Genomic DNA, 22,807 nt, shown 5'->3' on the forward strand with positions numbered 1-22,807 from the left:
CAGTCCGTCAGTCCGCCGTTGAGCCCGGCCACCCCGGGTACTCCGGCGGCGTGCCCCCGAACTCCGGGCACAGGGACTGGAAGGAACACCAGCCGCACAGTTTCGACGTCTTCGGCCGGAAGCGCCCGGTAGCCCCGTCGGCGGCGATCTTGCCCCACAGGTCAGCCAGGTCGCGTTCGAAGTACTCCAGCTCCTCCTTCGACGGCGCCAGGAACATCGAGTCGAGCACCTTGAGGTACATCAGCCGCAGCTGGTGGGGGATGACCCCGTACAGCCGCCAGTACACCAGCGCGTAGAAGCGCATCTGGAACTGCGCGTCGTGGCTGTAGCGGGGGAGCGGCTTCTTTCCGGTCTTGTAGTCGACCACGCGCACCTCACCGGTCGGTGCGACGTCAACGCGGTCGATGAATCCGCGCACCGGCACCCCGTTGGGGAGGGTGGTGTCGACGTACATCTCCACGGCGTGGGCGTCGAAACCCTGCGGGTTCTCCATCTCGAAGTAGCCGCGCAGCAGGGTGCGGCATTCAACGAGGAAGTCGTGGAGCGAGTCCTCCGGTACCAACTCGACCAGCTCCGCGTCGGCCGCCAGCATCGTCCCCCAGTGCGGCTTGAGCTGCTTGACCGCTGCCGGGTAGGTGCGCTCCTCACGCGGCTGCGCGTGCATGTACTCCAGCACCGCGTGCACCAGGTTTCCCTTCACCTGCGGCAGCGTCTTCGGCTCCGGCAGGCGGTCGATGGCGCGCAGCCGGTAGAGCAGCGGGCACTGCCGGTAGTCGGAGGCGCGGGAGGGGGACAGGGCGAGCGGGCGTGGGGTGGTCATGATGGCCTTCACCTTATCCGTGGCAAGGTGGACTCATGAACTCCACTCGCGACTTCCTCGATTTCCTCGCCGCCGCCCCGAGCAGCTACCACGCCGCGCGCGTCGTCGCGGACCGGCTTATCGACGCCCACTTCACCCCCCAGCTCGAATCCTCCCCGTGGGACGCTTCCCCGGGTGGGCACGTCATGGTGCGTGGTGGGGCGGTCATGGCGTGGTGGGTCCCCGAGGACGCCTCCCCGGAGTCCGGTTTCCGGATCATCGGCTCGCACACCGATTCCCCCGGGTTCACCCTCAAGCCCTCCCCGGAGCTGGAGACCGCAGGGTGGGCCCAGGCCGGGGTCGAGGTCTACGGCGGACCGATCCTCGCCTCCTGGCTCGACCGCGAACTCACCTTCGCCGGCCGGGTCATCCTCGCCGACGGCTCCCAGCGCCTGGTGAGCACCGGCCCGGTGGCGCGCATCCCGCACCTGGCCATCCATCTCGACCGCTCGAAGGAACTGACCCTCGACCGGCAGCAGCACATGCAGCCGATCACGGGGCTGGTCGGGGAGGGGCACACCCCGGTGCTGCAGCTGGTGGCGGAACAGGTGGGCGTCGATAAGCGTGACATCGACGGCTTCGACCTCATCACCTGCGACACGCAGCGCGGGGAGATCTTCGGCGCGGACGCCGAGCTCATCGCCGCCGGGCGCATGGACAATCTCTCCTCGGTGCACGCCTCGCTGGTGGCGCTGCTCCACGCCGTCGAATCCGGGGACACCGGCAACGATGTCCTCGTCCTCGCCGCCTTCGACCACGAGGAGGTCGGCTCCGCCTCCGCGACCGGTGCCGCCGGACCCATCCTGGCGGACGTGCTCGAACGTACCGCTGCGGCACTGGGCGCCGACCTGGACGCCACCCGCCAGATGTACTCGCGCTCCTTCTGCGTGTCAGCCGATGCCGCGCATGCGGTGCACCCGAACTACGTGGGCAAGCACGACCCGGCGCACCACCCGATCATCGGCGGTGGGCCGGTGGTGAAGATCAACGCCAACCAGCGCTACGCCTCCACCGCCGACACCGTCGCCCGCTGGCAGCGCGCCTGTCGCGCCGCCGGGGTGCCCTCGCAGAGCTTCGTCGGCAACAACGCCATGCCCTGTGGTTCGACCATCGGGCCGATCACGGCCACGCGCCTGGGCATTCCCACCGTGGATGTCGGTGTCCCGTTGTTGTCGATGCACTCCGCCCGCGAGCTGGCCGGTGTCGCCGACCAGCTGTGGTTCGCCGAGGCTCTTGAGGCATACTTGATTGGTTCTTAGACGATAGGAGACCCCCGTGGCCTATTCCGGCCCCTTCCAGTCCGGTGACCGCGTCCAGCTCACGGACGCCAAGCGCAGGCACTTCACCCTCATCCTCACCCCGGGGGCGAAGTTCCACACCCACAAGGGCGAGATCCTCCACGACGACATCATCGGCATGGACGAGGGTTCAGTCATCCGTTCCTCCCTCGGCGCGGACTACCTCCTGTTCCGCCACCTCATGGTCGACCACGTGCTGTCGATGCCCCGCGGCGCCGCCGTCATCTACCCCAAGGACTCCGCCCAGATCCTCATCGAGGGTGACATCTTCCCCGGGGCCCGCGTGCTCGAGGCCGGTGCCGGCTCCGGTGCGTTGTCCATGGCGCTGCTGCGCGCCATCGGCCCGGAGGGGGAACTGATCTCCTACGAGATCCGCGAGGACCACCTGGAGTTCGCCGAAGCAAACGTCGACGAGTTCTTCAGCGGCCGCCCGGCCACCTGGAGCCCGCGCCTGGGAGACCTCACCGAGGTCACGGTCGAGGACCTCGGCGGGCCCGTCGACCGCGTCATCCTCGACATGCTCGAGCCGTGGGAGTGCCTCGACGTGGTCAAGGACGTCCTCATCCCGGGTGGCGTGTTCATGACGTACGTGGCCACCGTGCCGCAGTTGATGAAGGTCATGGAGGGTATCCGGGAGAAGCAGTGCTTCACCGAGCCGAAGGCCTGGGAGTCCCTGGTCCGCGAATGGAAGGTGGAGGGCCTGGCCACCCGCCCCGAACACCGCATGAACGCGCACACCGCCTTCCTCGTCTGGGCCCGCCGCCTGGCCGACGGTGTCACGCCCCCGCGCCCGCAGCGCCGCGCCCGGAAGTAATCGTCCCAGGGCAATCCCTGGCGATCACCCGGGGATGGACCACCCCTAGGGTGGCGCACGTTACAGTTGGGTCATGACCAACGCCGAGACCGCCGACCCCCGGGAACTCCAGCGGGAGCTTCGGACCCTGAGCAGCCGCAACTCGAAGCTGTCCCAACTGCTCAAGGCGTCACGTGACAAGCTCAAGGATCTCTCCGCCCAGATCGACGCCCTGGCCGAGCCCGCCTCGACCTACGGCGTCTACCTCGCCGGGGGACTGGGGCGCGACGCCGAGGTGTTCACCTCCGGCCGGCTCATGAGGCTCAAGGTCTCCCCGCACGTGGCACCCGATGAGCTGGTCCCCGGTGCCCTGGTGCGCCTGGGGGACGGGTCCATCGTGGTGGAGGTCTGCGGTTTCCCCGACACCGGCGAGCTGGGGGTGCTCACCGAGCGGGTCGGTCAGGGGCGCGCCCTGGTGGCCAACCCCACCGGGGAGGAACGCCTGGTGCGTCTAGCCGAGCCCATCGCCACCACCGCCCGCGCGGGTGACACCCTGCTGGTGGACTCCAAGGCCGGCCTCGCCTACGAACGGATCCCGAAGACCGAGGTCTCGCAGCTGTCGCTGGAGGAGGTCCCGGATGTCACCTACGACGACATCGGTGGCCTCGACGAGCAGATCGACCAGATCCGCGACGCCGTGGAACTGCCGTTCTCCCATCCGGAGCTCTATCGCCGCTACCAGCTCAACCCGCCCAAGGGTGTGCTGCTCTACGGCCCGCCCGGCTGCGGCAAGACGCTCATCGCCAAGGCGGTGGCCAACTCGCTCAGCCAGCGGCTCGGCGACGGTTCCGCCAGCTACTTCCTCAACGTCAAGGGCCCGGAGCTGCTCAACAAGTACGTCGGTGAGACTGAACGTCGCATCCGGCTCATCTTCGAGCGCGCCCGGGAGCTGGCGGGGGAGGGCCGCCCGGTGATCATCTTCTTCGACGAGATGGAGTCGATCTTCCGCACCCGCGGCTCCGGTGTGTCCTCCGACATGGAGACCACCGTCGTCCCGCAGCTGCTCACCGAGCTCGACGGCGTGGAGAACCTGGCCAACGTCATCATCATCGGCGCGACCAACCGCGAGGAACTCATCGACCCGGCCCTGCTGCGCCCGGGGCGACTCGACGTCAAGATCCGGGTGCAGCGCCCCACCCGGGACGGGGCGCGTGACATCTTCCGCCGCTACCTCACCGCCGAGGTCCCGCACGCCACGGGGGTGGAGGAGCTCATTGAGGTGGGCGTCGAGAAGCTCTTTGATCCGCGGCCCTTCGTCGAGCTGACGCTCATCGACGACACCATCGAGGTCCTCGACTACTCCGACTTCGTCTCCGGGGCGATGATCGCCAACATCGTCGATAGGGCGAAGAAGCTGGCCATCAAGGATCACCTGGCAGGTGTCAGCACGGCAGGTGTGTCCACCGCCCACATCGCGGAGGCGGTGGCCGCCGAGCAGAACGAGTCGGAGGACCTGCCGAACACGGCGAACCCGGACGAATGGTCGCGGATCGCGGGCCGGCACGGTAAGCGTGTCGTCCAGGCACGAGTGATTGGATAGAGGACATGAGCAGGTACATGGGTACGGAGACCGAGTACGGCATCTCCACGCCGAGCAACCCGGGGCTGAGCCCCATCGTCACCTCCACGCACGCCGTGGTGGCCTATGCGGCGATGAACACCGGCGCGCGCTCGCGCTGGGACTACGAGGAGGAGTCCCCGCTCAAGGACACCCGCGGCTTCGATCTGCGCCGCTACCACACGGTGCCCGTCGTGGAGGCGGATGCGGTGGGCATCGCCAACGTGGTCACCACCAACGGCGCGCGTTTCTACGTCGACCACGCCCATCCGGAGTACTCCTCCCCGGAGGTCTCCAACGCCTATGACGCCATGGTCTACGACGCCGCCGGCGATGTCGTCATGCGCAAGGCCGTGGCCAATGTGCAGGAGCTCTACGAGCAGGGCCTGAGCATTCTCAAGCACCACGACCCGTGCCCGCCGCTGAAGATCTACAAGAACAACGTCGACGGCAAGGGCGCCTCCTACGGTGCGCACGAGAACTACCAGTACTCGCGCAAGACTGATTTCCAGGTGCTCACGCAGGCACTCATCCCGTTCTTCGTCACCCGCAACGTCATCATCGGCGCCGGCCGCCTGGGCATCGGCGAGGCGGGGGAGCGCGCCGGCTTCCAGATCTCCCAGCGCGCGGACTACTTCCACCAGGAGATCTCGCTGGAGACGACGCTCAACCGCGGAATCGTCAACACCCGCGACGAGCCGCACGCCAACGCCGTCCACTTCCGCCGCCTGCACACCATCGTCGGTGACGCCAACATGTCGCAGACCGCGAACTTCCTTAAACTGGGCATGACGAAGCTGGTCATCGACGCCATCGAGAACGAGGTCGACTTCACCGACCTGCGCCTGGCCGACCCGGTCGCGGAGATCAAGAACGTCTCCCACGACCTCTCGCTCACCCACCGACTCACGCTTCGCGACGGCCGCGAGCTCACCGCCCTGGAGATCCTCGCCGCCTACCGCGAGCGGGTGGCAGCGGTCGATGCGGTCGACGAGCGCGTCATCGCCCTGTGGGGCGAGGTCATGGAGATGCTTGCCGACGACCCCCTGTCCACCTCCCACCTGCTCGACTGGACCGCCAAGTGGGCGCTCATCAAGGGCTACCTCGACCGCGGGGTGGACATCAGTGACCCGAAGCTCGCGCTCATCGACCTGCAGTACGCGGACATCGACCCGGCGAAGTCCCTCTACCATGCCCTGGTGCGCAAGGGTCGGATGGAGACTCTCGCCACGGAGGAGGAGATCGCGCGCGCAGCCGAGGTGCCGCCGGCCGATTCCCGCGCCTGGTTCCGCGGTGCCGTCTCCGCCCGCTTCCCGGATGACGTCATCGCCGCGAGCTGGCAGACGATGATCCTCAAGCACTCCGCGGGTACCGCCCGATTCCAGACCAACGAGGTGGACAAGCTCACCCGCGAGCACGTGGGCGACGTCATCGAATCCGCCGCGGACACCGACGAACTCGTCGCCGCGCTGACGGAGATGAACTACGCGCCGGACACTTACGTCACCCACCACAACAAGTCCCACATCAACAAGCCACACCAGCACTAGAAGGAGCACCCACCATGCCAGGACCCCAGTCCCAGATCTCCGCCGGCGGCGGCAAGGACAACGACGACGACGAGGCCCACGAGGCCGGCCAGGCCCAGCTGAACACCACCGGCACCGATGACCTCCTCGACGAGATCGACGGCCTGCTGGAGACCAACGCCGCCGAGTTCGTCCGCTCCTACGTGCAGAAGGGCGGCCAGTAAGTGATCTTCGCCCGCCGCATCATGGGGGTGGAGACCGAGTACGGCATCACCGCGGTCGCCGGTGAGGGCGGGCGCTCGCTCACCCCGGACGAGATCGCGCGGTATCTGTTCCGCCCGATCGTCGAGAAGTACTCCAGCTCCAACATCTTCACCCGCAACGGCTCGCGCCTCTACCTCGACGTGGGCTCCCACCCGGAGATCGCCACCGGTGAGTGTGACAGCCTGACGCAGCTGCTCAACCATGAGCGGGCGGGGGACCGGGTCGTCGATTCGCTCGCGCAGCGCGCCGAGGAGGCCCTGGCGACAGATCGTCTCGACGCCCGCGTCTACCTGTTCAAGAACAACGTCGACTCGGTGGGCAACTCCTACGGCTGCCACGAGAACTACCTCGTGGGCCGCCACCTGCCGCTGCGCAGCCTGGGCAAGCAGCTGCTGCCCTTCATGATCACCCGCCAGCTCATCTGCGGCGCCGGCATGGTGGGCCGTGCCACGGGCGGCTTCCAGCCCGGCTTCGTGCTCTCCCAGCGCGCGGACCAGGTGTGGGAGGGTATTTCCTCGGCGACGACCCGCGCCCGGCCGATCATCAACACCCGCGACGAACCGCACGGCGACTCGGAGCGCTTCCGCCGCATGCACGTCATCGTCGGCGACTCGAACATGTCCGAGCCCACCTTCGCGCTCAAGATCGGCGCAACGCAGCTGGTGCTCGAGATGGTGGAGGCCGGTGTCACCCTCCCAGACTTCGAGATGGACAACCCCATCGGGCACATCCGCGACATCGCCCGCGACATGACCGGCGCCACCCCGCTGCAGCTCAAGGCAGGCGGCACCGTCACCGCACTCGAGGTCCAGGAGGCCACCCTCGCCGCCGCCACCGACTGGCTCGAGCAGCGTCCCGACGAGGGCACCCCCACCACCGAGCTGCGCCGGGTGCTCGACCTGTGGACCCGCCAGTTGGAGGCCATCCGTACCCAGGACTTCTCGAAGGTGGACCGCGAGATCGACTGGGTGATCAAGATGAATCTGCTCAACCGCTACCGCGAGCGCCTGGGGGAGGACTGGAGCCATCCCAAGCTGGCGCAGGTCGACCTCAGCTTCCACGACATCCGCCCGGGTCGCGGCCTGTTCCCGCTGCTCGAATCGCGCGGACTGGTGGAGCGGTGGACCACGGATGAGGCGATCACCGAGGCCATCGACACCGCCCCGCAGACCACCCGCGCCCGGCTGCGCGGCCAACTGATCACCCGGGCGGAGGAACTCGCAGCGCCCATCACCACCGACTGGGTCCACCTCAAGGTCAATGAGCCCGAGCCGCAGCTGGTGGAACTTCTCGACCCGTTTACGCCCGTCGACGCGCGCGTCGACGATCTTCTGGCCTATCTTGAGGAGAACGCAGGTGAGTACGGGAGGACGTAGATGGCCACACAGGAGAAGACGGTAGAGCGCCTGCTCAACCTGGTCTTCGCGTTGCAGGACGCGGACCGGCAGGGGGTGGGCATGCTCACCCCGGAGTGGATCCGCACCCATGTCAACGGTTACCGGGACGGGACCCGGGACGCTTTTCTCCGTCGCCTCAACCGCGACATCGCCACCTTGGGCCGCGCCGGGGTACCGCTGGAACAGCGCAGTTCCGATACCGGTGGCGCCACCTTCCGCCTGCTCACCGACCGCTACGAGCTCCCGGCGGTCTCCTTCACCCCGGAGGAGGCCGCCGTTTTGGGCCTGGCCGGACAGATGGGGCAGTCCAGCGAGCTCGGTGTCTTCGCCCGCTCCGGGTGGACGAAGCTGGCCGCCGCCGGAGTCAGCCGGGATCTCTCGCAGGCTCCGGTGTTCACCGCCGTCAACGACACGCACCGTCTGGCGCCGGAGATCCTGGGCAACATCCTCACCATCATCCGCAAGGGCTACCGGATGTCCTTCGACTACGTCTCCACCCCCACCTCTGAACCGGTCCGCCGCACGATGGACCCGTGGGCGATCGTCAACCACCAGGACAAGCTCTTCCTCATCGGCCACGACATCGACCGCGACGCTCCCCGCTGCTTCCGTGTCCTGCGCATCGCCAAGGTCTACGCCAAGCACCAGAAGATCACCCACCCCCGGCCGGAGGATGATCTTCAGGACATCGTCGTCGAATCACTGCGGGCCCTGCACAGCCGTGTCGACGCCGTGCTCACCATCCCCGAGGACACCGCCCACGAGCTCGCCGCCGTCGGCACGCGCCGCGACGACGGGTTGACCGAGCTTATCGACGTCGACCGTGCCTGGCTGGCGCGTACCGCCGCCGGTTTCGCCCCGGATGTCATCGTCCATGAACCTGCCGACGTCCGCGATGACGTCATCGCCCTGCTGAAGGGAGCCCGCTCATGAGCCGCACCACCGACTCCGCCGACAAGCTCGAATCCATCGTCCGGGCTCTCAATCTCATCCCGTATTTCCGGGCGCATCCCGAGCGCAGCCTCATGGAGGCCGCCACGGACCTGGGCCGCGACCCGTCGGAGCTGCAGCGGGAGATGCATCGGCTGGCGTGCTGCGGGGTCGGTTCCTACCCGGAGGAACTGGTGGACCTCCAGGCGGACTGGACCCGGGTGTCCATCACCGAGTCGCAGGGCATGGACCGCCCGCTCCGCCTGACCCCCACAGAGGCCGGCGCCCTGCTGCTCACCCTCGAATCCCTCGAGACGATGTCCGGGCTGACGGACCGGGACGCCGTCGTCTCGGCTGCCGGGAAGCTGCGGGGAATCATGGGGGACAAGGCCGTGGCCATCTTCGATTCCCTGGCGGTGGACGATCCTGCAGAATCCACGCCGCAGGAGATTCTGCGCCAGGCGATCACCGAGGGGCGCCGCGTAGCGTTCACGTACTGGTCGCAGTCGTCGGACACGTCGACCCGGCGGGAGGTGGATCCGGCCAAGATCTTCGTCACCGAAGGGGAAACCTATCTGACGGCGTGGGACGAGGAGGCCGGTCGCCACAAGAACTTCCGGGCCGACCGCATGAAGGATGTCGCAATCCTCGCGCAGAAGGCCACCCCGAACCTGGACACACTGCCCTTCGATCCCGCGGATCCCTTCGGCTACCGCCTCATCGCGGACCAGGCTGACCTGCTCATCCATCCCCAGCACACGTGGCTGGCCGACTACTACCCGATCACGCTGGGGGAGGCGGCCGCAGACGGCCGGGTGCACGCCCGCATGCCCGTCGGGTCACAGAACTGGTTCATCCGCTTTGCCCTCGGGCAATCCGACCGCCTGACGGTGACGGGCCCGCCGGAGCTCGTCGACGAGGTGTCCCGCAGCGCGACGGGTGCATTGACAGCGTATGATGAGGGTTCTACGTTTGAGACCAACTGAGCTGCATTCTGAGAGGTAATACACACATGACTCCCGGCCCCTGGGAAATTCTGATCATCGTGCTCGTCGTCGTGCTCCTGTTCGGCGCGAAGAAGCTTCCTGACGCGGCCCGCTCCATCGGTCGCTCGATGCGCATCTTCAAGTCCGAGGTCAAGGAAATGAGCAACGACGACCAGCCGCAGCCGCAGCAGGGCCAGATCGCCCCGCCGCAGAACCAGCAGCAGGAGTTCTGGGAGCAGCCGCAGAACCAGCCGAACCCGAACTACGAGCCCCGCCAGCAGCCGATGCCGGGTTACCAGCAGCCGCAGCAGGGACAGCCGTACCCCGGTCAGCCCGGTCCCCAGGACCCGAACCAGCCCCGCCCGCACAACCCGAACCAGTAGAACAGGGACGTAGATCGCCATGTCCCTCCCGGAAGGCACCGCCACGCGTCGGCTGCGGTGGCGCAGCAAGCGCAAGAAGAAGTCGCCCACCGGAGACATGTCCCTGGTGGACCATCTCAAGGAGTTGCGCCGCCGTGTGATCATCTCCCTCGTGGCGATGTTCGTCGGCACCATCCTCGGCTTCATCTGGTACCAGCACGGCCCCTTCGGCTCCATGCCGCTCGGTGAGATTCTCCGTGGCCCCTACTGTGAACTGCCCCCGGAGATCCGCGCGGACTTCACCCGCGACAACGAATGTCGTCTGCTGGCCACGCGGCCGTTCGAGATGTTCATGCTGCGCCTCAAGGTGGGCGCCCTGGCCGGTCTGGTGCTCTCCTCCCCGGTGTGGCTCTATCAGATCTGGGCGTTCATCGTCCCGGGTCTGCACAAGAAGGAACGCCGCACCACCTTCACCTTCGTCTCCCTGGCGGTGCTGCTGTTCGTCATGGGTGCACTCATCGCCTACTTCATCGTCGGGTTCGCCCTCGAGTTCCTCATGACGATGGGCTCCGAGTTCGCGGTGTCGGCGCTGACCGGCCAGGACTACTACAACTTCCTGCTCGGCCTGCTCATCATCTTCGGCGTGAGCTTCGAGGTGCCGCTCATCATCGTCATGCTCAACATCGTCGGCGTCCTCCCGTACCAGACGCTCAAGGAAAAGCGCCGGATCATCGTGTTGATCCTGTTCGTGTTCGCGGCGTTCATGACTCCCGGCCAGGATCCCTTCTCCATGGTCGTCCTGGCGTTCTGCCTGGTGATGCTCGTGGAGATGGCCATCCAGTTCACCCGCTGGAACGACAAGCGCCGCCGCGAGGAGCGCCCGGAGTGGATGGACCTGGACGATGAGTCCGCATCCCCGCTCAACACCGCCCCCGGTGGGACGGATGCGCCGGCCCCGATCTCCCGGCCCGCGCCGGTGCAGACCTCACCCAGTACGCACGCGGGCGGGTTCGACGACGTCCTCTAGAGCGAGCTGGCTCGCTGGCTGCCGGCATTTCAGTAGCCTGGGTCTCATGAACGACACCCATGTCACTCACCTCGCGGAATTCGCCTCCCGCTTCTCCTTCCCGCTCGACGAATTCCAGCTGGAGGGCTGTCGTGCGGTCGAGGCGGGTCACGGGGTTCTCGTGTGCGCTCCCACCGGCGCCGGCAAGACGATCGTCGGCGAGTTCGCGGTCTCGCTGGCCCTGTCGCAGGGGACCAAGTGTTTCTACACCACGCCCATCAAGGCCCTGAGCAACCAGAAGTTCAATGATCTGCGCGCGGACTACGGCGAGGAGGCCGTCGGCCTGCTCACCGGTGACGTGTCGATCAACTCGCACGCGGAGATCGTCGTCATGACCACCGAGGTCCTGCGCAACATGATCTACGCGGGTTCCTCCACACTGGATCGGCTCAGCCACGTGGTCATGGACGAGATCCACTACCTGGCGGACCGCGAACGCGGCGCCGTCTGGGAGGAGGTCATCCTCAATCTCGACGAATCCGTCAACATCGTCGGGTTGTCGGCCACGGTGTCCAACTCCGAGGAGTTCGGTGACTGGCTGTCCACCGTCCGCGGCGACACCAAGGTCATCGTCACCGACCAGCGCCCCGTACCCCTCGAGCAGTGGATGATGGTCGGGCGCAAGGTCTACCCGCTCTTCGAACCGGGCAGCGGGGGAGAGGTCAACCGCGAGCTCGAGGACGTGATCAACCGGATTCAGTCAGACCAGGCCGAGGAGGGTCGCGCCGACTACGAGTCCGGCCGTGGTTTCCGGGCCCGTGCCGAGGGGCGACGCTCCGGAATGAAGCGTCCCCAGGACCGGCAGAAGCCGGTGGGCCGCCCGGACGTCATCCGGGTGCTGCAGGGCCGCGACATGCTTCCGGCCATCACGTTCATCTTCTCCCGTGCGGGATGCGACGGCGCCCTGTTCCAGTGCCTGCGCTCCAACCTGGTGCTCACCGACTACGAGGAGTCCCAGCGCATCGAGGAGATCATCGACGCCGGCGTCGAGGGCATCCCCGAGGAGGACCTGGAGGTTCTGCAGTTCTCCCAGTGGAAGGCAGCCCTCAAGCGCGGTTTCGCCGCCCACCATGCGGGGATGCTGCCGGCGTTCAAGCACATCGTCGAGAAGCTCTTCGTCCAGGGCCTGGTCCGCATGGTCTTCGCCACCGAGACCCTGGCGTTGGGTATCAACATGCCGGCGCGTTCCGTGGTGCTGGAGAAGCTGGTCAAGTTCGACGGCGAGGGCCACGTGGAGCTCACCCCGGGGCAGTACACGCAGCTCACCGGCCGCGCCGGCCGACGGGGCATCGATGTCATCGGCCACGCCGTGGTCCAGTGGAGCCCGGCGATGGATCCGCGGGCGGTCGCCGGACTGGCGTCCACACGCACGTACCCGCTGATCTCCACGTTCGCCCCGGGGTACAACATGGCCGTCAACCTGCTGGGCATGATCGGTTTCGAGCCCTCCCTGCGCCTGCTGGAGAAATCCTTCGCGCAGTACCAGGCCGACGGATCGGTCGTCGACGATGTCCGTGAGATCGAACGCGCCGAGCACCGGGTCCGCGAACTGCGGGCCCAGCTGAGCGACGCCATCGCCACCTTCGCGCCCCCTGTCCGCGACGGGGAGGATCCCGCCGGGCAGCTCATGGAGTACATACAGCTGCGGCGCGATCTCAGCGAGGAGGAGAAGGCCTCCCGCGTGCATTCTCTCGAGCAGCGCCAGCAGGAGACCGTCACCGTGCTGGGCAAGCTCCAGCTCGGCGACGTTCTGGTCATGCCCGGCCGCAAGCACCCGGTCCTGGCCGTGGTGGTCACCCCGGCGAACCAGACCCGCGATCCGCGCCCGTGGGTGACCACCGAGCAGGGCTGGTCCGGGCGCATTGACGCCTCCTCCTTCAACAACCCACCCCAGACCATCGGGCGGATGCGCCTGCCGCGCAAGGTGCTGGACAACCCGCGCCGCAACACCCGCTACATCGTCGACCAGTTCCAGCGCAACAGCTTCGGGCGGCCGAAGAAGATGCGGCAGAGCGCGCGGGTGCGGGACTCAAAGAAGGTCATTGCCCTGCGCGAGGCCATGCGCAACCACCCCGTCCACTCCTGGCCGGCCACCGACCGAGAGCAGCTGGCGCGGGTGGGGGAGAAGCTGGCTAGGCGCGAACGGGAGCTCACCCGCCTCAACGCGCGCGTCGAGAAGGCCACCGACACCCTCGGCCGACACTTCGAGCGCATCATCGGCCTGCTCTCCGAGATGAGCTACGTCGAGTTCGAGGGCACGGGCCCGGACCGCACCCCGGTGATCACCCCCGAAGGCGAGCTGCTCTCCCAGATCCACAACGAGTCCGACCTGCTCGTCGCGCAGTGCCTGCGCCGCGGCATCTGGAACGACCTGGACCCGGCGGAACTGGCCGGCGTGGTCTCCCTGTGCACCTTCGAAAACCGCAAGGACTTCGGTGGGGAGCCCAACGCCGCCACGGACCAGATGGCGGAGGCCATGGACGCCACCGTGCGTATCTGGCAGGAACTGGCGGCCGACGAACGTCGGCACCGGCTGCCGGTGACGCGGGAGCCGGAGGCCGGCTTCTCCCTGGCCATCCACCAGTGGGCGGCGGGTGCCCCGCTCGGCTACTGCCTGGCCGCGGCCGCCGAATCCGGAGCCGAGATGACCCCGGGTGATTTCGTGCGCTGGTGCCGCCAGGTGATGGACCTGCTCGGGCAGGTGGCCAAGACCGCCTACACCGATGATGTGCAGGCCAACGCCCGGCGCGCCATCGACGCCATCCGCCGCGGCGTGGTGGCCATCGGCAGCTAGTAGGCCTGCTCCAGGGCCCGCACCGCCGCCAGGATCGCCCGGCGGTGCGGTGCCACCTGGGCGACGGTCGCCAGCCCGGTGTTCACCCCGAAGGGGTCGGTGATCATGGACTGCACCGCCACGATCTCCTCGCCGATGATCACCGGCCCGCCGGAATCCCCCTTGACGGCCATGGGCCGGTTGTAGAGGATCGCGGCCGAGGACACCAACGTCGACAGATTGCGGCCCAGGGCGAAAGGCACCCGGGCCACCACCCGGCCGAACCTCTCCCTCTTGCGGTGCCAGCTCTTCCCGAAACCTTCGGTGCGGGTGGCGGCGAGGAAGGGGGAGGGGTGCGTCGCCACGCGCAGCAGGTGCTTTTGCGGTGACGGGCGATCCATCCGGAGCACGGCCAGATCAGTACGCGGGAGGCGCACGGCCCCCAGGATGCGGGCGTGGAAGAAGGCACCGCCCACGCGAATCGGCCCGCTGCGTTCGCGCAGGAAGTGCGCGCAACTGAGGATGTACTCGGTGGAGGATTCACCCGCTGTGGCGTCCGGGGAGATGAGCACACCCGAGCAGTAGGCGGGGCCGGCGCTGAGGCGGACAGTGATGGCGTGCGACACGCTTTCCCAGGGTACCTACGATGGGTGCCATGACTGATCTTTTTCCCACGGACGTCTACGCCACCCGCCTCTCCCACGCCGCGCGTTTGTGCCGCGAACAAGGATGGGCGGGACTGATCATCGGCACCGGGCCGGAGCTGGCGTATCTCACCGGTTCGTGGCTGAGCTCCCACGAGCGGCTGACCGCGCTGGCCATTCCGGCGGGTGGTCACCCGGTGCTGGTGGCCCCGCAGACGGACATCGCCGACCTGGAGTTGTCGGCGGTGCCGCACCTGGACATCCAGGTCAGTGGCTGGGTGGACGGGGAGGACCCGCATGTCCGCGCCGTGGAGGTCCTCGACCACGGGCCGGTAGGCCTGGGATCGTCGTTGACCACGTTGCATGTGCTCCGTTTACAGGAGCTTATCGACGCCCCCACCCACCCCGCCGCCACCGGTCTCAAGGAGCTGTTCATGCGGAAGGACGCCGCGGAGATCGAGCAGTTGGCGCTGGCGGCTGCCGCCATCGACCGGGTGCACGAACGTGTCCCGTCTCTGCTGCGGGCGGGCCGCTCGGAAGCGCAGGTGGCGGCGGACCTGCGAACGCTCATCCTCAAGGAGCACGACGTGGTGGACTTCGTCATCGTCGGCTCAGGGCCCAACGGCGCCAATCCACACCACTCGCATTCCTCCCGGGTGCTGGAGACAGGGGATGTGGTGGTCGTCGACGTCGGTGGTACCCGCGGTCCGGGCTATCATTCCGACTCCACCCGGACCTATGTCGTGGGAGGTGCCGACCACGCCCCGGAGGACGCCCGTGCCGCCTATGAAGTCCTGCATGCGGCGCATGCCGCAGCCCTGGCACAGGCCCGTCCCGGGGTGAGCGCGGCGTCGGTGGACCGGGCCGCGCGCGAGGTGATCGAGCAGGCCGGCTACGGGGAGTTTTTCATTCACCGCACCGGCCACGGGATCGGCCTGTCCACGCACGAGGAGCCGTTCATCATGGCGGGCAATGACCTGGTCCTGGAGCCGGGCATGTGCTTTTCCGTCGAACCGGGGATCTATTGTCCGGGCCGGTGGGGAATGCGCCTCGAGGATATTGTTGTTGTGTCCACTACAGGCGTAGAATCGCTGTCACATCAACAACGAGAACTGAGGTAAACCCATGAGCGCCACCCGCGCACTCTTCGTCGGTCACGGCACCCCGATGAACGCCATCGAGGACAATGACTTCACCCGCACCTGGACGGCACTGGGGGAGGAGACCACCCCACGCGCCATCCTGGCCGTCTCCGCCCACTGGTACACCCACGGCACCGGGGTCACCGCCATGTCCGACCCGCGCACCATCCACGACTTCTACGGCTTCCCCCAGGAGCTTTTCGACGTCCAGTACAACGCCCCCGGGGATCCGGAGATCGCGGAGCTGGTCCGCGATGTCGCCAAGCCGACCCTGGTGCAGAGCGACCACGACTGGGGCCTCGATCACGGCACCTGGTCCGTGCTCAAGCACATGTACCCGAACGCGGACATCCCGGTGGTGCAGCTGTCCATCGACGCCACCAAGTCCCTGCAGGAGCACTACGACCTGGGCACCCGCCTGGCACGCCTGGCCACGGAACATGACGTCCTCATCGTCGGCTCCGGCAACGTCGTGCACAACCTCTCCCTCATCGACTGGCACGGCGGCGACACCGGATTCACCTGGGCCGATGACTTCGACGAGGCCGCCCGCGACATCATGCTCGACGATCCCGATCGGCTGGCCACCCTGCGCGAACACGCCGGATACACCCGCTCCGTGCCCACCCCGGATCACTTCCTTCCGCTGGCGTACATCGCCGGGGTATCCGCGGCCACCGGCGGCAGCGTCGACGTCTTCAACGAGCAGCGCACCATGGGTTCGCTGTCGATGACGGGCTACCGGGTAGCGTCGTAGGACATGAACGCCATCCTGGTCCTCGGCGGCACCTCCGAGATCGGCCGCGAACTCGCCGCCCGCCTGTGCTCCGGCCGCGAGGTCATCCTCGCCTCCCGGAGGCAGCCCGAGACACAGATGCTTCTCGACGCCGGCGCCACCGCCGTCCACCACCTGCCCTTCGAGGCCACCGATCTGGCCACCCACCGGGGCCTCATCCAGGAAGCGGTGGACCGTGGAGTGAGCACCGCGATCGTCGCCTTCGGCATCCTCGGGGAGCAGTCCCGGGCCGAGCACGATGAGGCGCACGCGGTGGAGATCGCCACCGTCGACTACACCGCCCAGGTCTCGGTCCTGACGGTCCTGGCCGATCTCCTGCCGCGCGGGGAGCTCATCGCCTTCTCCTCGATCGCCGGGTGGCGCGCGCGGCGGGCCAACTACGTCTACGGCTCGACCAAGGCCGGACTCGACGCCTTCTGCCAGGGCCTGGCCGATCGCCTGCACGGCAGCGACCTGCGCCTGATCATCGCCCGCCCCGGCTTCGTCATCGGTTCGATGACCGCGGGCATGGATCCGGCGCCGCTGTCGGTCACCCCGGCGGACGTCGCCGACGCCGTCGCAGCGGAGATCCGCGACGGACGTGGCAGCACCACCCTGTGGATCCCGCGCCGCCTCCGGCTCCTGGCCTGGGTCATGCGGCTCGTGCCGCGCCCGATCTGGCGCACGATGCCCCGTTAACTGACCTCGTACTCGCCCTCGCCGAGGGCCAGGTACTCGATGTGTCCCTCGGCCGGCGCGCCGCAGCGCTGTTCGCAGCCGACGAAATGGACACGGCCCTCCACGCCGGTGGCCACGGCCTGCAGGGCGTCGAGGTGGACGTCGGAACGCGAGAGCCCGCAGTTCCCGCATGCGGAGACACGCAGCAGGTCCGAACCGGAATCGAAAATGAGCCCCAGCGGCGCCAAGACGCGCACGACCTGTTCCGCCACGCCCTCCTCCAACCCCTCGATCTGGATGATGCCGCCCCGGCACAGCCGCACCGGCGCCTCAACAACGTCGAGCATCCGGGCGACCCGCGTATCCATCATGCCCAGTCGCAGGCCGGCCCCGAGGGTGACCAGACCGTCCGACTGCCCGAGCCACCCGATCTCACCGGACTCGGTGACGGTGGCAGCGGGGTGGAAGCCGGGGACGTCGATAAGCACCGGCCCGTAGAGCCGCACATGGCCGGCATCGGTGATGTGGATGTGGCCGTCGCCGTGGGCGTCCGCGGCCGCGGCCAGGGGTTCCCAGGCGCCGGGCGGGACGACACCGTCAGTGGGTGCCAGGTCGAGGAAGGCGGGTTCTGCGCTCACGGAACCTCATTGTAGTTAAGGTGGAACGCATGATCGGCAGGCGAACACCCCTGATTCACCGGGCCGGTGTGCGCTCGACCGTCGCCCGGGCGTGGCTGCCGCTGGCGCACGATGTCGGGAGGGGAGTCCTGCGCCGAATCGGTGGCCGGGGAGCCTCGCCGGAACGCCCCACCTTCGCCGAATGGGACGGGGAACCCAGCTTCTCCGACGCCACGTGGGTGATCGGACAGCGGCCGGGGACACTGCTGGCCTCCGCCCCGATGCGCCTCATGGGAGGTGGCAGCGCCAATCCCACCGTCGCCACCCGCATGGAGTACGTCACCACCGACGCCCGCGGGCACACGATCACCGCCACCGGTGCCTACCTCCACTCCCGCAGCCCGTGGCGGGGCGGCCCCCGGCCCGTCGTCGCCTTCGCCCCCTCCACCCAGGGCGTGGCCCCGCACTGCGACCCCTCCTACTCCATGTCGGTCGGCATGAGCGTCACCCTGCGCGGGCCGGTCGACATCGTCGCCAGCTACGAACTGCCCGCCATCACCGCGATGCTCGCCGCCGGGATGCACGTCGTGCTCACCGATTATCCCCGCGACCCGGACTTCGGCTGGCAGCTCTACTGCGACCACCCCTCCGGCGGGAACGCGCTTCTCGACGCCGTCCGCGCCGCCCGCCATCTGGGGCTTCCGGAAGACTCCCCGGTGGGTATGTGGGGGTTTTCCCAGGGCGGGGCCGCGGTCGGCATGGCCCTGGAACGCGGCGACTACGCCCCGGAGATCACCCCGGTGGCCGCCGTCATCGGCGCCCCACCCTCGCGACTCGACGAGGTCCTCGCCCACGTCGACGGTTCCCTGGTCACCGGTGTGCTCTCCTATGCCGTCGCCGGCCTCATGGTGGCGTCCGCGGACATCCGCGCCGAGATTCTCGGGGCCCTGACCCCGGAGGGCCTGGACCATTTCACCTCCGACATCTCCACGTGCGCCGTGAGCTCGGTGTTCACCTCCGGCTGGCGCGGCACCGACCGCTGGACCCACGCCGGTGTGCCCCTCGGGGAGCTTCTCGACGATCTGCCCTGCGTCTCCGCCGAGTTCGACGCCCGCGCGCTCGGCGGCACCGCCCCCGAGGTACCCGTCCTGCTGTGGGGCTCGCGACACGACGACGTGGTCCCCGTCGGGCAGGTACGCCGCCTCCGCGATCAGTGGCGGGGGCGAGGCGCCGACGTCACCTGGTTCGAGGACCGCACCTGGCCGATCCCGGGGCGGACCGGCGCCAACCACTTCGGCCCCTACTACCGGCACCTCACCCACCATGTCGGGTGGTTGATCGACGAACTGCGCAGGTAGGGTGGGTTCGTGCCGTTTCTTCTCGCTCTGCTCCCTGTCCTCATCATCGAGGCCCTCGTCTTCTGGGCTGTCGGATCCTGGCTCGGCGTCGGCTGGGCCCTGCTCATCATGTTCGGTCTCATGGCGGCGGGGCTTATCGCCATGCCGTTCGAGATGCGGCGCGTGGGCCGCCTCGCCGCCGGCCAGAAGATCTCCGCGGGGCGCCTGGCCGGGGACTACGGCCTGTTGACCGCCGGTGCCATACTCGCGGGCACCCCGGGTATCGCCACCTCGATCCTGGGTCTGCTGCTCATCCTCCCGCCGACCCGCGCCCTGGCGCGTCGCGTCGCGGCAAAGAAGATGATGAAGTCCATCGAGGATCTCGGCGTGCGCAGCTACGAGGCGACTGCTTCTCGACGCCCCGGCACCACCTACGGCAGCTTCGGCGACCCCGAGCAGGTCATCGACGAGCAGGAGGTCAGGGACTGGACCCGCGACGTCCGCCCGGAGGACTTCAAGTGACACTCCTGCTGCGGCTGCTCATTGCCGCGGCCTCCGGCTTTCTCGCCTACGCCTCCAACGAGCCCCTCGGCTGGTGGATCGCGGGCATCGCCGGTATGGCCGGGCTCTACATCTCCCTCATGCCCTGGCGGGGGAGAGGACCTGGACTTCCCACCGGAGCTCTGCTCGGTTTCACCCACGCGTTGGTGCTGTATCTGTTCATGCTTCCCTGGATCGGGGAGTTCGTGGGCAACCTTCCCTACATCGCGTTGTCCGTGGTCTGCGCGCTCTATGCCCTGGTCACCGGTGTCGGCGGTGTGGCCGTCGCCCGCTGGCGATTCGGATTCCTCGCCTTCCCCTTCGTCTACGTCCTGGTGGATTGGGCGCGGAGTTCCTTCCCCTTCGGGGGCTTCGCCTGGGTCCGGCTGGCCTGGGGGCAGATCAACGGCCCGCTGGCCAACCTGGCCGTGTGGGGAGGCCCGGCGCTGGTCAGTTTCGCCGCCGCGCTGGTGGGAACGGGCCTGGCGGCCCTGCTGATCCGCCACCGTGGGGCGCGGGTGGCCGGAGTCATCGCCGTCATTGTGCCGCTGCTGGCGGGCCTGGTGACAGGACTGACCGTGGTCAACCGGGAGGAGGCCACCGTGGGGGAGACCCGCGTGGCCGCCGTGCAGGGCAACGTCCCGCGCATGGGGCTGGATTTCAATGCCCAGCGCCGCGCCGTCCTGTCCAACCACGTCCGGGTCACCGAGGAACTGGCGGGGGAGGAGCTCGACATGGTCATCTGGCCGGAGAACTCCTCCGACGTCAACCCCTTCGCGGATTCGGAGGCGGGCGCCCTCGTCGACCGGGCGGTGGCCGCCGTGGACACTCCGGTGCTCGTGGGTACCATCACCCGCGATGAGGTCGGCGACCGCAACACGATGGTCGTCATGGACCCGGAGTCCGGCCGCGGCGACCAGCATGACAAGCACTTCCTCCAGCCCTTCGGCGAGTACATGCCGATGCGCGATTTCTTCCGCAACTTCTCCGAGTACGTCGACCAGGCCGGTGACTTCAAGCCCGGCCCGCCCGAGTTCACGGTGCGGATGTCGGACGTTATCGTCGGCGTGGCCACCTGCTACGAAGTGGCCTTCGACCCTGCGTTGCGCACGGCCGTCATCGATGGCGCGCAGATCCTGACCACTCCGACCAACAACGCCACCTTCGGCTTCACCGACATGACCTACCAGCAGCTGGCCATGAGCCGCCTGCGGGCGATCGAGGTCGACCGGGCGGTGGTCGTCGCCGCGACCTCGGGCGTGTCCGCGATCGTGCACCCGGACGGATCCGTCAGCCAGGAGACCGGCATCTTCGAGCCCGGAAAACTCGTGGAGACTCTGCCGTTGCGCGACACCATCACGGTCGCCGCGCGCTACGGTGGGATCGTCCAGACCGGGCTTATAATCCTAGGTGGCCTGCTGCTGCTCACCGCTCTGGTGACCGGCCGGCACAGAACTACCGCATAGAAGGAGACCTTCGTGACCAATACCAGTGCCGCGACCCTGGTGATCATCCCCACCTACAACGAGCTGGAGAACCTCCCGCTCATCGTGGGTCGGGTCCGCGCCGCCACCCCGGAGGTCGACATTCTCGTCGTCGACGACAACAGCCCCGACGGCACGGGGGACAAGGCGGACGAGCTCGCCGCCGATGACTCCCACATCCATGTCCTCCACCGCGAGGGCAAGGGCGGGTTGTGTGGCGCCTATGTCGCAGGTTTCCAGTGGGGCCTAGAGCGCGAGTACGCGATCCTGTGCGAGATGGACGCCGACGGTTCCCACGCCCCGGAGCAGCTCCACCTGCTCCTCGAGGAGATCGCCGACGGCGCCGACGTCGTCATCGGCTCGCGTTATGTCCCCGGCGGCAAGGTGGTCAACTGGCCCAAGAAGCGCTGGATCCTGTCCAAGGGCGGCAACCTCTACATCTCGCTGCTGCTCGGCGCGGGGCTCACGGACATGACCGCCGGGTACCGTGCGTACCGACGCGACGTCCTCGAGGCCCTCGACCTCGATGAGCTGTCCAACGCCGGCTACATCTTCCAGGTCGACCTGGCCTGGCGTGCCGTGTCCGGTGGTTTCGATGTCCGCGAGGTGCCCATCACGTTCACCGAGCGTGAGATCGGCGAATCCAAGCTCGACGGCAGCTTCGTCAAGGACTCCCTCGTCGAGGTGACCAAGTGGGGGATCACCCACCGGATGGAGCAGGCCAAGGATGCGCTCAGTGTCGGCAAGCGCATGGTCTCCCACGAGTACCGCCACTGGAAGCGCGCCCGCCAGCGCGACTGACCACAACTGGCCACGAAAAAACCCGGTGAGCTTCCAGCTCACCGGGTCTGTTTTTCTTGGCTGTTTATCTTAGCCGTTCTGCTCGGCCTCTGCGGCCTGCTGCTCCTTGAGCAGGCGGGCGGCGGAGCGGCGACGCTTGCGCAGGAGCTCGATGCGCTCCTCCAGAAGAACATCCAGCTCCTCGAGGGAGCGACGCTCCAGCAGCATGTCCCAGTGCGTGCGCGGCGGCTTGACCGGCTTGGACTCAACACCCTCACCCTCGATGAGGGTGCCCAGCTGGCCGTTCTTACACATCCACTCCTCAGGGATCTCCGCATCGTCGGCGAAGGGGACCTCGTAGATCTCGCCGTTGTCGGTGCGGTACTTCACCATCTGGCGCGGGGCAAGATCATGGTCGCGGTCAGTTTCATAGCTGACGGCACCCATGCGGCTGCCGCGGAGTACGCGATCTGCCATTGCGGCATCATCCTTTTCGTTGGTTGAAGTTCTTCAGACGTATCAGTATAACGTGCGGGCCACCGGGTTTGTTCCCGACAACGGGCGCCGTTTCGGATATGGTGGTCACGTGACGATATCCACCACCAAACCCGCTGGGTCCACAGCGTCATGTGCGTGGTGCGGCAAGGAGCTGGTGCTCACCGGCCGGGGCCGTCCGCGCAAGTACTGCAGCAGATCGTGTAAACAACGCGCCTACGAGCAACGCCAGAACGTGACGGGTACCAGTATCCCGGCGGAAGCGGTTATCATTCATCCGGAACGCGCCGCAGCGTTGAGGGACTCACTCTTCGAGCTGCGGTGCGCGGCTGAAGACGTCGCCACTGCATCTGCGGAGGGCGCCGAACCGGACGAGATCCGCGTCCTGTGCTCCGAACTGGTGGCACTCGCACGGACGATTGAGAAGTTGAGGTAACAGG

Annotated in this window: 23 protein-coding genes; 19 read left to right on the forward strand and 4 right to left on the reverse strand. The window is 67.7% G+C overall.

Going from position 1 to position 22,807, the window contains the following annotated elements; genetic code table 11:
• Positions 1 to 7 precede the first annotated feature (7 nt).
• Complete coding sequence (locus Q4F73_RS00230; protein ID WP_303357331.1) at positions 8 to 820, reverse strand: RecB family exonuclease; 813 nt, start codon at positions 818 to 820, stop codon at positions 8 to 10.
• Positions 821 to 855: 35 nt separating this feature from the next.
• Between Q4F73_RS00230 and Q4F73_RS00235 the strand changes: the two genes are divergently transcribed.
• The 11 genes from Q4F73_RS00235 (at position 856) to Q4F73_RS00285 (ending at position 13,896) form a co-directional block, all read left to right on the forward strand.
• On the forward strand, positions 856 to 2,118 hold the full coding sequence (locus Q4F73_RS00235; RefSeq protein ID WP_303357332.1) for a M18 family aminopeptidase: 1,263 nt from the start codon (positions 856 to 858) through the stop codon (positions 2,116 to 2,118).
• 16 nt (positions 2,119 to 2,134) lie between these two features.
• Positions 2,135 to 2,971 carry a tRNA (adenine-N1)-methyltransferase gene (locus tag Q4F73_RS00240; RefSeq protein WP_303357333.1) on the forward strand — a complete coding sequence of 279 codons (837 nt, stop codon included), beginning with the start codon at positions 2,135 to 2,137 and terminating at the stop codon, positions 2,969 to 2,971.
• A gap of 73 nt (positions 2,972 to 3,044) precedes the next feature.
• Positions 3,045 to 4,550, forward strand: coding sequence for a proteasome ATPase (gene arc / locus Q4F73_RS00245; protein WP_303357334.1), 1,506 nt, complete (start codon positions 3,045 to 3,047; stop codon positions 4,548 to 4,550).
• A 5-nt stretch (positions 4,551 to 4,555) separates the two neighbouring features.
• Entirely contained in the window at positions 4,556 to 6,118 is a 1,563-nt protein-coding gene (dop, locus tag Q4F73_RS00250) for a depupylase/deamidase Dop (RefSeq protein WP_303357335.1), read from the forward strand.
• A gap of 14 nt (positions 6,119 to 6,132) precedes the next feature.
• Positions 6,133 to 6,321, forward strand: coding sequence for a ubiquitin-like protein Pup (locus tag Q4F73_RS00255; RefSeq protein ID WP_303357336.1), 189 nt, complete (start codon positions 6,133 to 6,135; stop codon positions 6,319 to 6,321).
• A 21-nt stretch (positions 6,322 to 6,342) separates the two neighbouring features.
• Positions 6,343 to 7,737 carry a Pup--protein ligase gene (pafA, locus tag Q4F73_RS00260; protein ID WP_303357367.1) on the forward strand — a complete coding sequence of 465 codons (1,395 nt, stop codon included), beginning with the start codon at positions 6,343 to 6,345 and terminating at the stop codon, positions 7,735 to 7,737.
• Positions 7,738 to 8,691, forward strand: a complete 954-nt coding sequence (locus Q4F73_RS00265) for a YafY family protein (protein ID WP_303357337.1) — start codon at positions 7,738 to 7,740, stop codon at positions 8,689 to 8,691.
• Positions 8,688 to 9,674 carry a YafY family protein gene (locus Q4F73_RS00270; RefSeq protein WP_303357338.1) on the forward strand — a complete coding sequence of 329 codons (987 nt, stop codon included), beginning with the start codon at positions 8,688 to 8,690 and terminating at the stop codon, positions 9,672 to 9,674. Before Q4F73_RS00265 ends, Q4F73_RS00270 begins: the two co-directional genes overlap by 4 nt.
• Positions 9,675 to 9,700: 26 nt before the next feature.
• Complete coding sequence (gene tatA, locus Q4F73_RS00275) at positions 9,701 to 10,057, forward strand: Sec-independent protein translocase subunit TatA (RefSeq protein WP_303357339.1); 357 nt, start codon at positions 9,701 to 9,703, stop codon at positions 10,055 to 10,057.
• A gap of 97 nt (positions 10,058 to 10,154) precedes the next feature.
• Positions 10,155 to 11,063: a twin-arginine translocase subunit TatC gene (gene tatC, locus Q4F73_RS00280; RefSeq protein ID WP_303357368.1), complete on the forward strand. Its 909-nt coding sequence runs from the start codon at positions 10,155 to 10,157 to the stop codon at positions 11,061 to 11,063.
• A gap of 46 nt (positions 11,064 to 11,109) precedes the next feature.
• Entirely contained in the window at positions 11,110 to 13,896 is a 2,787-nt protein-coding gene (locus Q4F73_RS00285) for an RNA helicase (RefSeq protein ID WP_303357340.1), read from the forward strand.
• Here Q4F73_RS00285 and Q4F73_RS00290 read toward each other — a convergent pair.
• Entirely contained in the window at positions 13,893 to 14,501 is a 609-nt protein-coding gene (locus tag Q4F73_RS00290) for a trypsin-like serine protease (RefSeq protein ID WP_303357341.1), read from the reverse strand. The genes Q4F73_RS00285 and Q4F73_RS00290 overlap by 4 nt on opposite strands.
• A gap of 29 nt (positions 14,502 to 14,530) precedes the next feature.
• Here Q4F73_RS00290 and Q4F73_RS00295 point away from each other — a divergent pair, with 29 nt between their 5' ends.
• From Q4F73_RS00295 to Q4F73_RS00305, 3 genes are read left to right on the forward strand one after another with little or no spacing between them, the layout of a single operon-like run.
• A complete protein-coding gene (locus Q4F73_RS00295) occupies positions 14,531 to 15,640 on the forward strand; it encodes a Xaa-Pro peptidase family protein (protein ID WP_303357342.1) in 1,110 nt (369 codons plus the stop codon).
• A 4-nt stretch (positions 15,641 to 15,644) separates the two neighbouring features.
• The gene (gene ygiD / locus Q4F73_RS00300; RefSeq protein ID WP_303357343.1) at positions 15,645 to 16,418 is read left to right on the forward strand and encodes a 4,5-DOPA dioxygenase extradiol; all 774 of its coding nucleotides are present in this window, start codon (positions 15,645 to 15,647) and stop codon (positions 16,416 to 16,418) included.
• A 3-nt stretch (positions 16,419 to 16,421) separates the two neighbouring features.
• Positions 16,422 to 17,135 carry an SDR family oxidoreductase gene (locus Q4F73_RS00305; RefSeq protein ID WP_303357344.1) on the forward strand — a complete coding sequence of 238 codons (714 nt, stop codon included), beginning with the start codon at positions 16,422 to 16,424 and terminating at the stop codon, positions 17,133 to 17,135.
• Here the strand turns inward: Q4F73_RS00305 and Q4F73_RS00310 are convergent.
• Complete coding sequence (locus Q4F73_RS00310) at positions 17,132 to 17,752, reverse strand: hypothetical protein (RefSeq protein WP_303357345.1); 621 nt, start codon at positions 17,750 to 17,752, stop codon at positions 17,132 to 17,134. The two genes, Q4F73_RS00305 and Q4F73_RS00310, sit on opposite strands and share 4 nt — an antisense overlap.
• 29 nt (positions 17,753 to 17,781) lie before the next feature.
• On the opposite strand from Q4F73_RS00310, the gene Q4F73_RS00315 reads away from it, so the two are divergent.
• Genes Q4F73_RS00315 through Q4F73_RS00330 form a run of 4 tightly spaced genes read left to right on the forward strand, consistent with a single transcriptional unit; the run spans position 17,782 to position 21,893 of the window.
• Entirely contained in the window at positions 17,782 to 19,089 is a 1,308-nt protein-coding gene (locus tag Q4F73_RS00315; protein ID WP_303357346.1) for a lipase family protein, read from the forward strand.
• A gap of 9 nt (positions 19,090 to 19,098) precedes the next feature.
• Positions 19,099 to 19,590: an FxsA family protein gene (locus Q4F73_RS00320; RefSeq protein ID WP_303357347.1), complete on the forward strand. Its 492-nt coding sequence runs from the start codon at positions 19,099 to 19,101 to the stop codon at positions 19,588 to 19,590.
• The gene (gene lnt, locus Q4F73_RS00325) at positions 19,587 to 21,074 is read left to right on the forward strand and encodes an apolipoprotein N-acyltransferase (RefSeq protein ID WP_303357348.1); all 1,488 of its coding nucleotides are present in this window, start codon (positions 19,587 to 19,589) and stop codon (positions 21,072 to 21,074) included. Before Q4F73_RS00320 ends, lnt begins: the two co-directional genes overlap by 4 nt.
• Positions 21,075 to 21,086: 12 nt before the next feature.
• On the forward strand, positions 21,087 to 21,893 hold the full coding sequence (locus Q4F73_RS00330) for a polyprenol monophosphomannose synthase (RefSeq protein ID WP_303357349.1): 807 nt from the start codon (positions 21,087 to 21,089) through the stop codon (positions 21,891 to 21,893).
• Between the two features lie 69 nt (positions 21,894 to 21,962).
• Here Q4F73_RS00330 and Q4F73_RS00335 read toward each other — a convergent pair whose 3' ends face one another.
• The gene (locus Q4F73_RS00335; protein WP_303357350.1) at positions 21,963 to 22,349 is read right to left on the reverse strand and encodes an RNA polymerase-binding protein RbpA; all 387 of its coding nucleotides are present in this window, start codon (positions 22,347 to 22,349) and stop codon (positions 21,963 to 21,965) included.
• A gap of 115 nt (positions 22,350 to 22,464) precedes the next feature.
• On the opposite strand from Q4F73_RS00335, the gene Q4F73_RS00340 reads away from it, so the two are divergent.
• Positions 22,465 to 22,803 carry a hypothetical protein gene (locus Q4F73_RS00340; RefSeq protein ID WP_303357369.1) on the forward strand — a complete coding sequence of 113 codons (339 nt, stop codon included), beginning with the start codon at positions 22,465 to 22,467 and terminating at the stop codon, positions 22,801 to 22,803.
• Positions 22,804 to 22,807 lie beyond the last annotated feature (4 nt).

Source organism: Corynebacterium sp. (assembly GCF_030535495.1).
In the GTDB taxonomy this organism is placed as follows: Bacteria; Actinomycetota; Actinomycetes; order Mycobacteriales; family Mycobacteriaceae; genus Corynebacterium.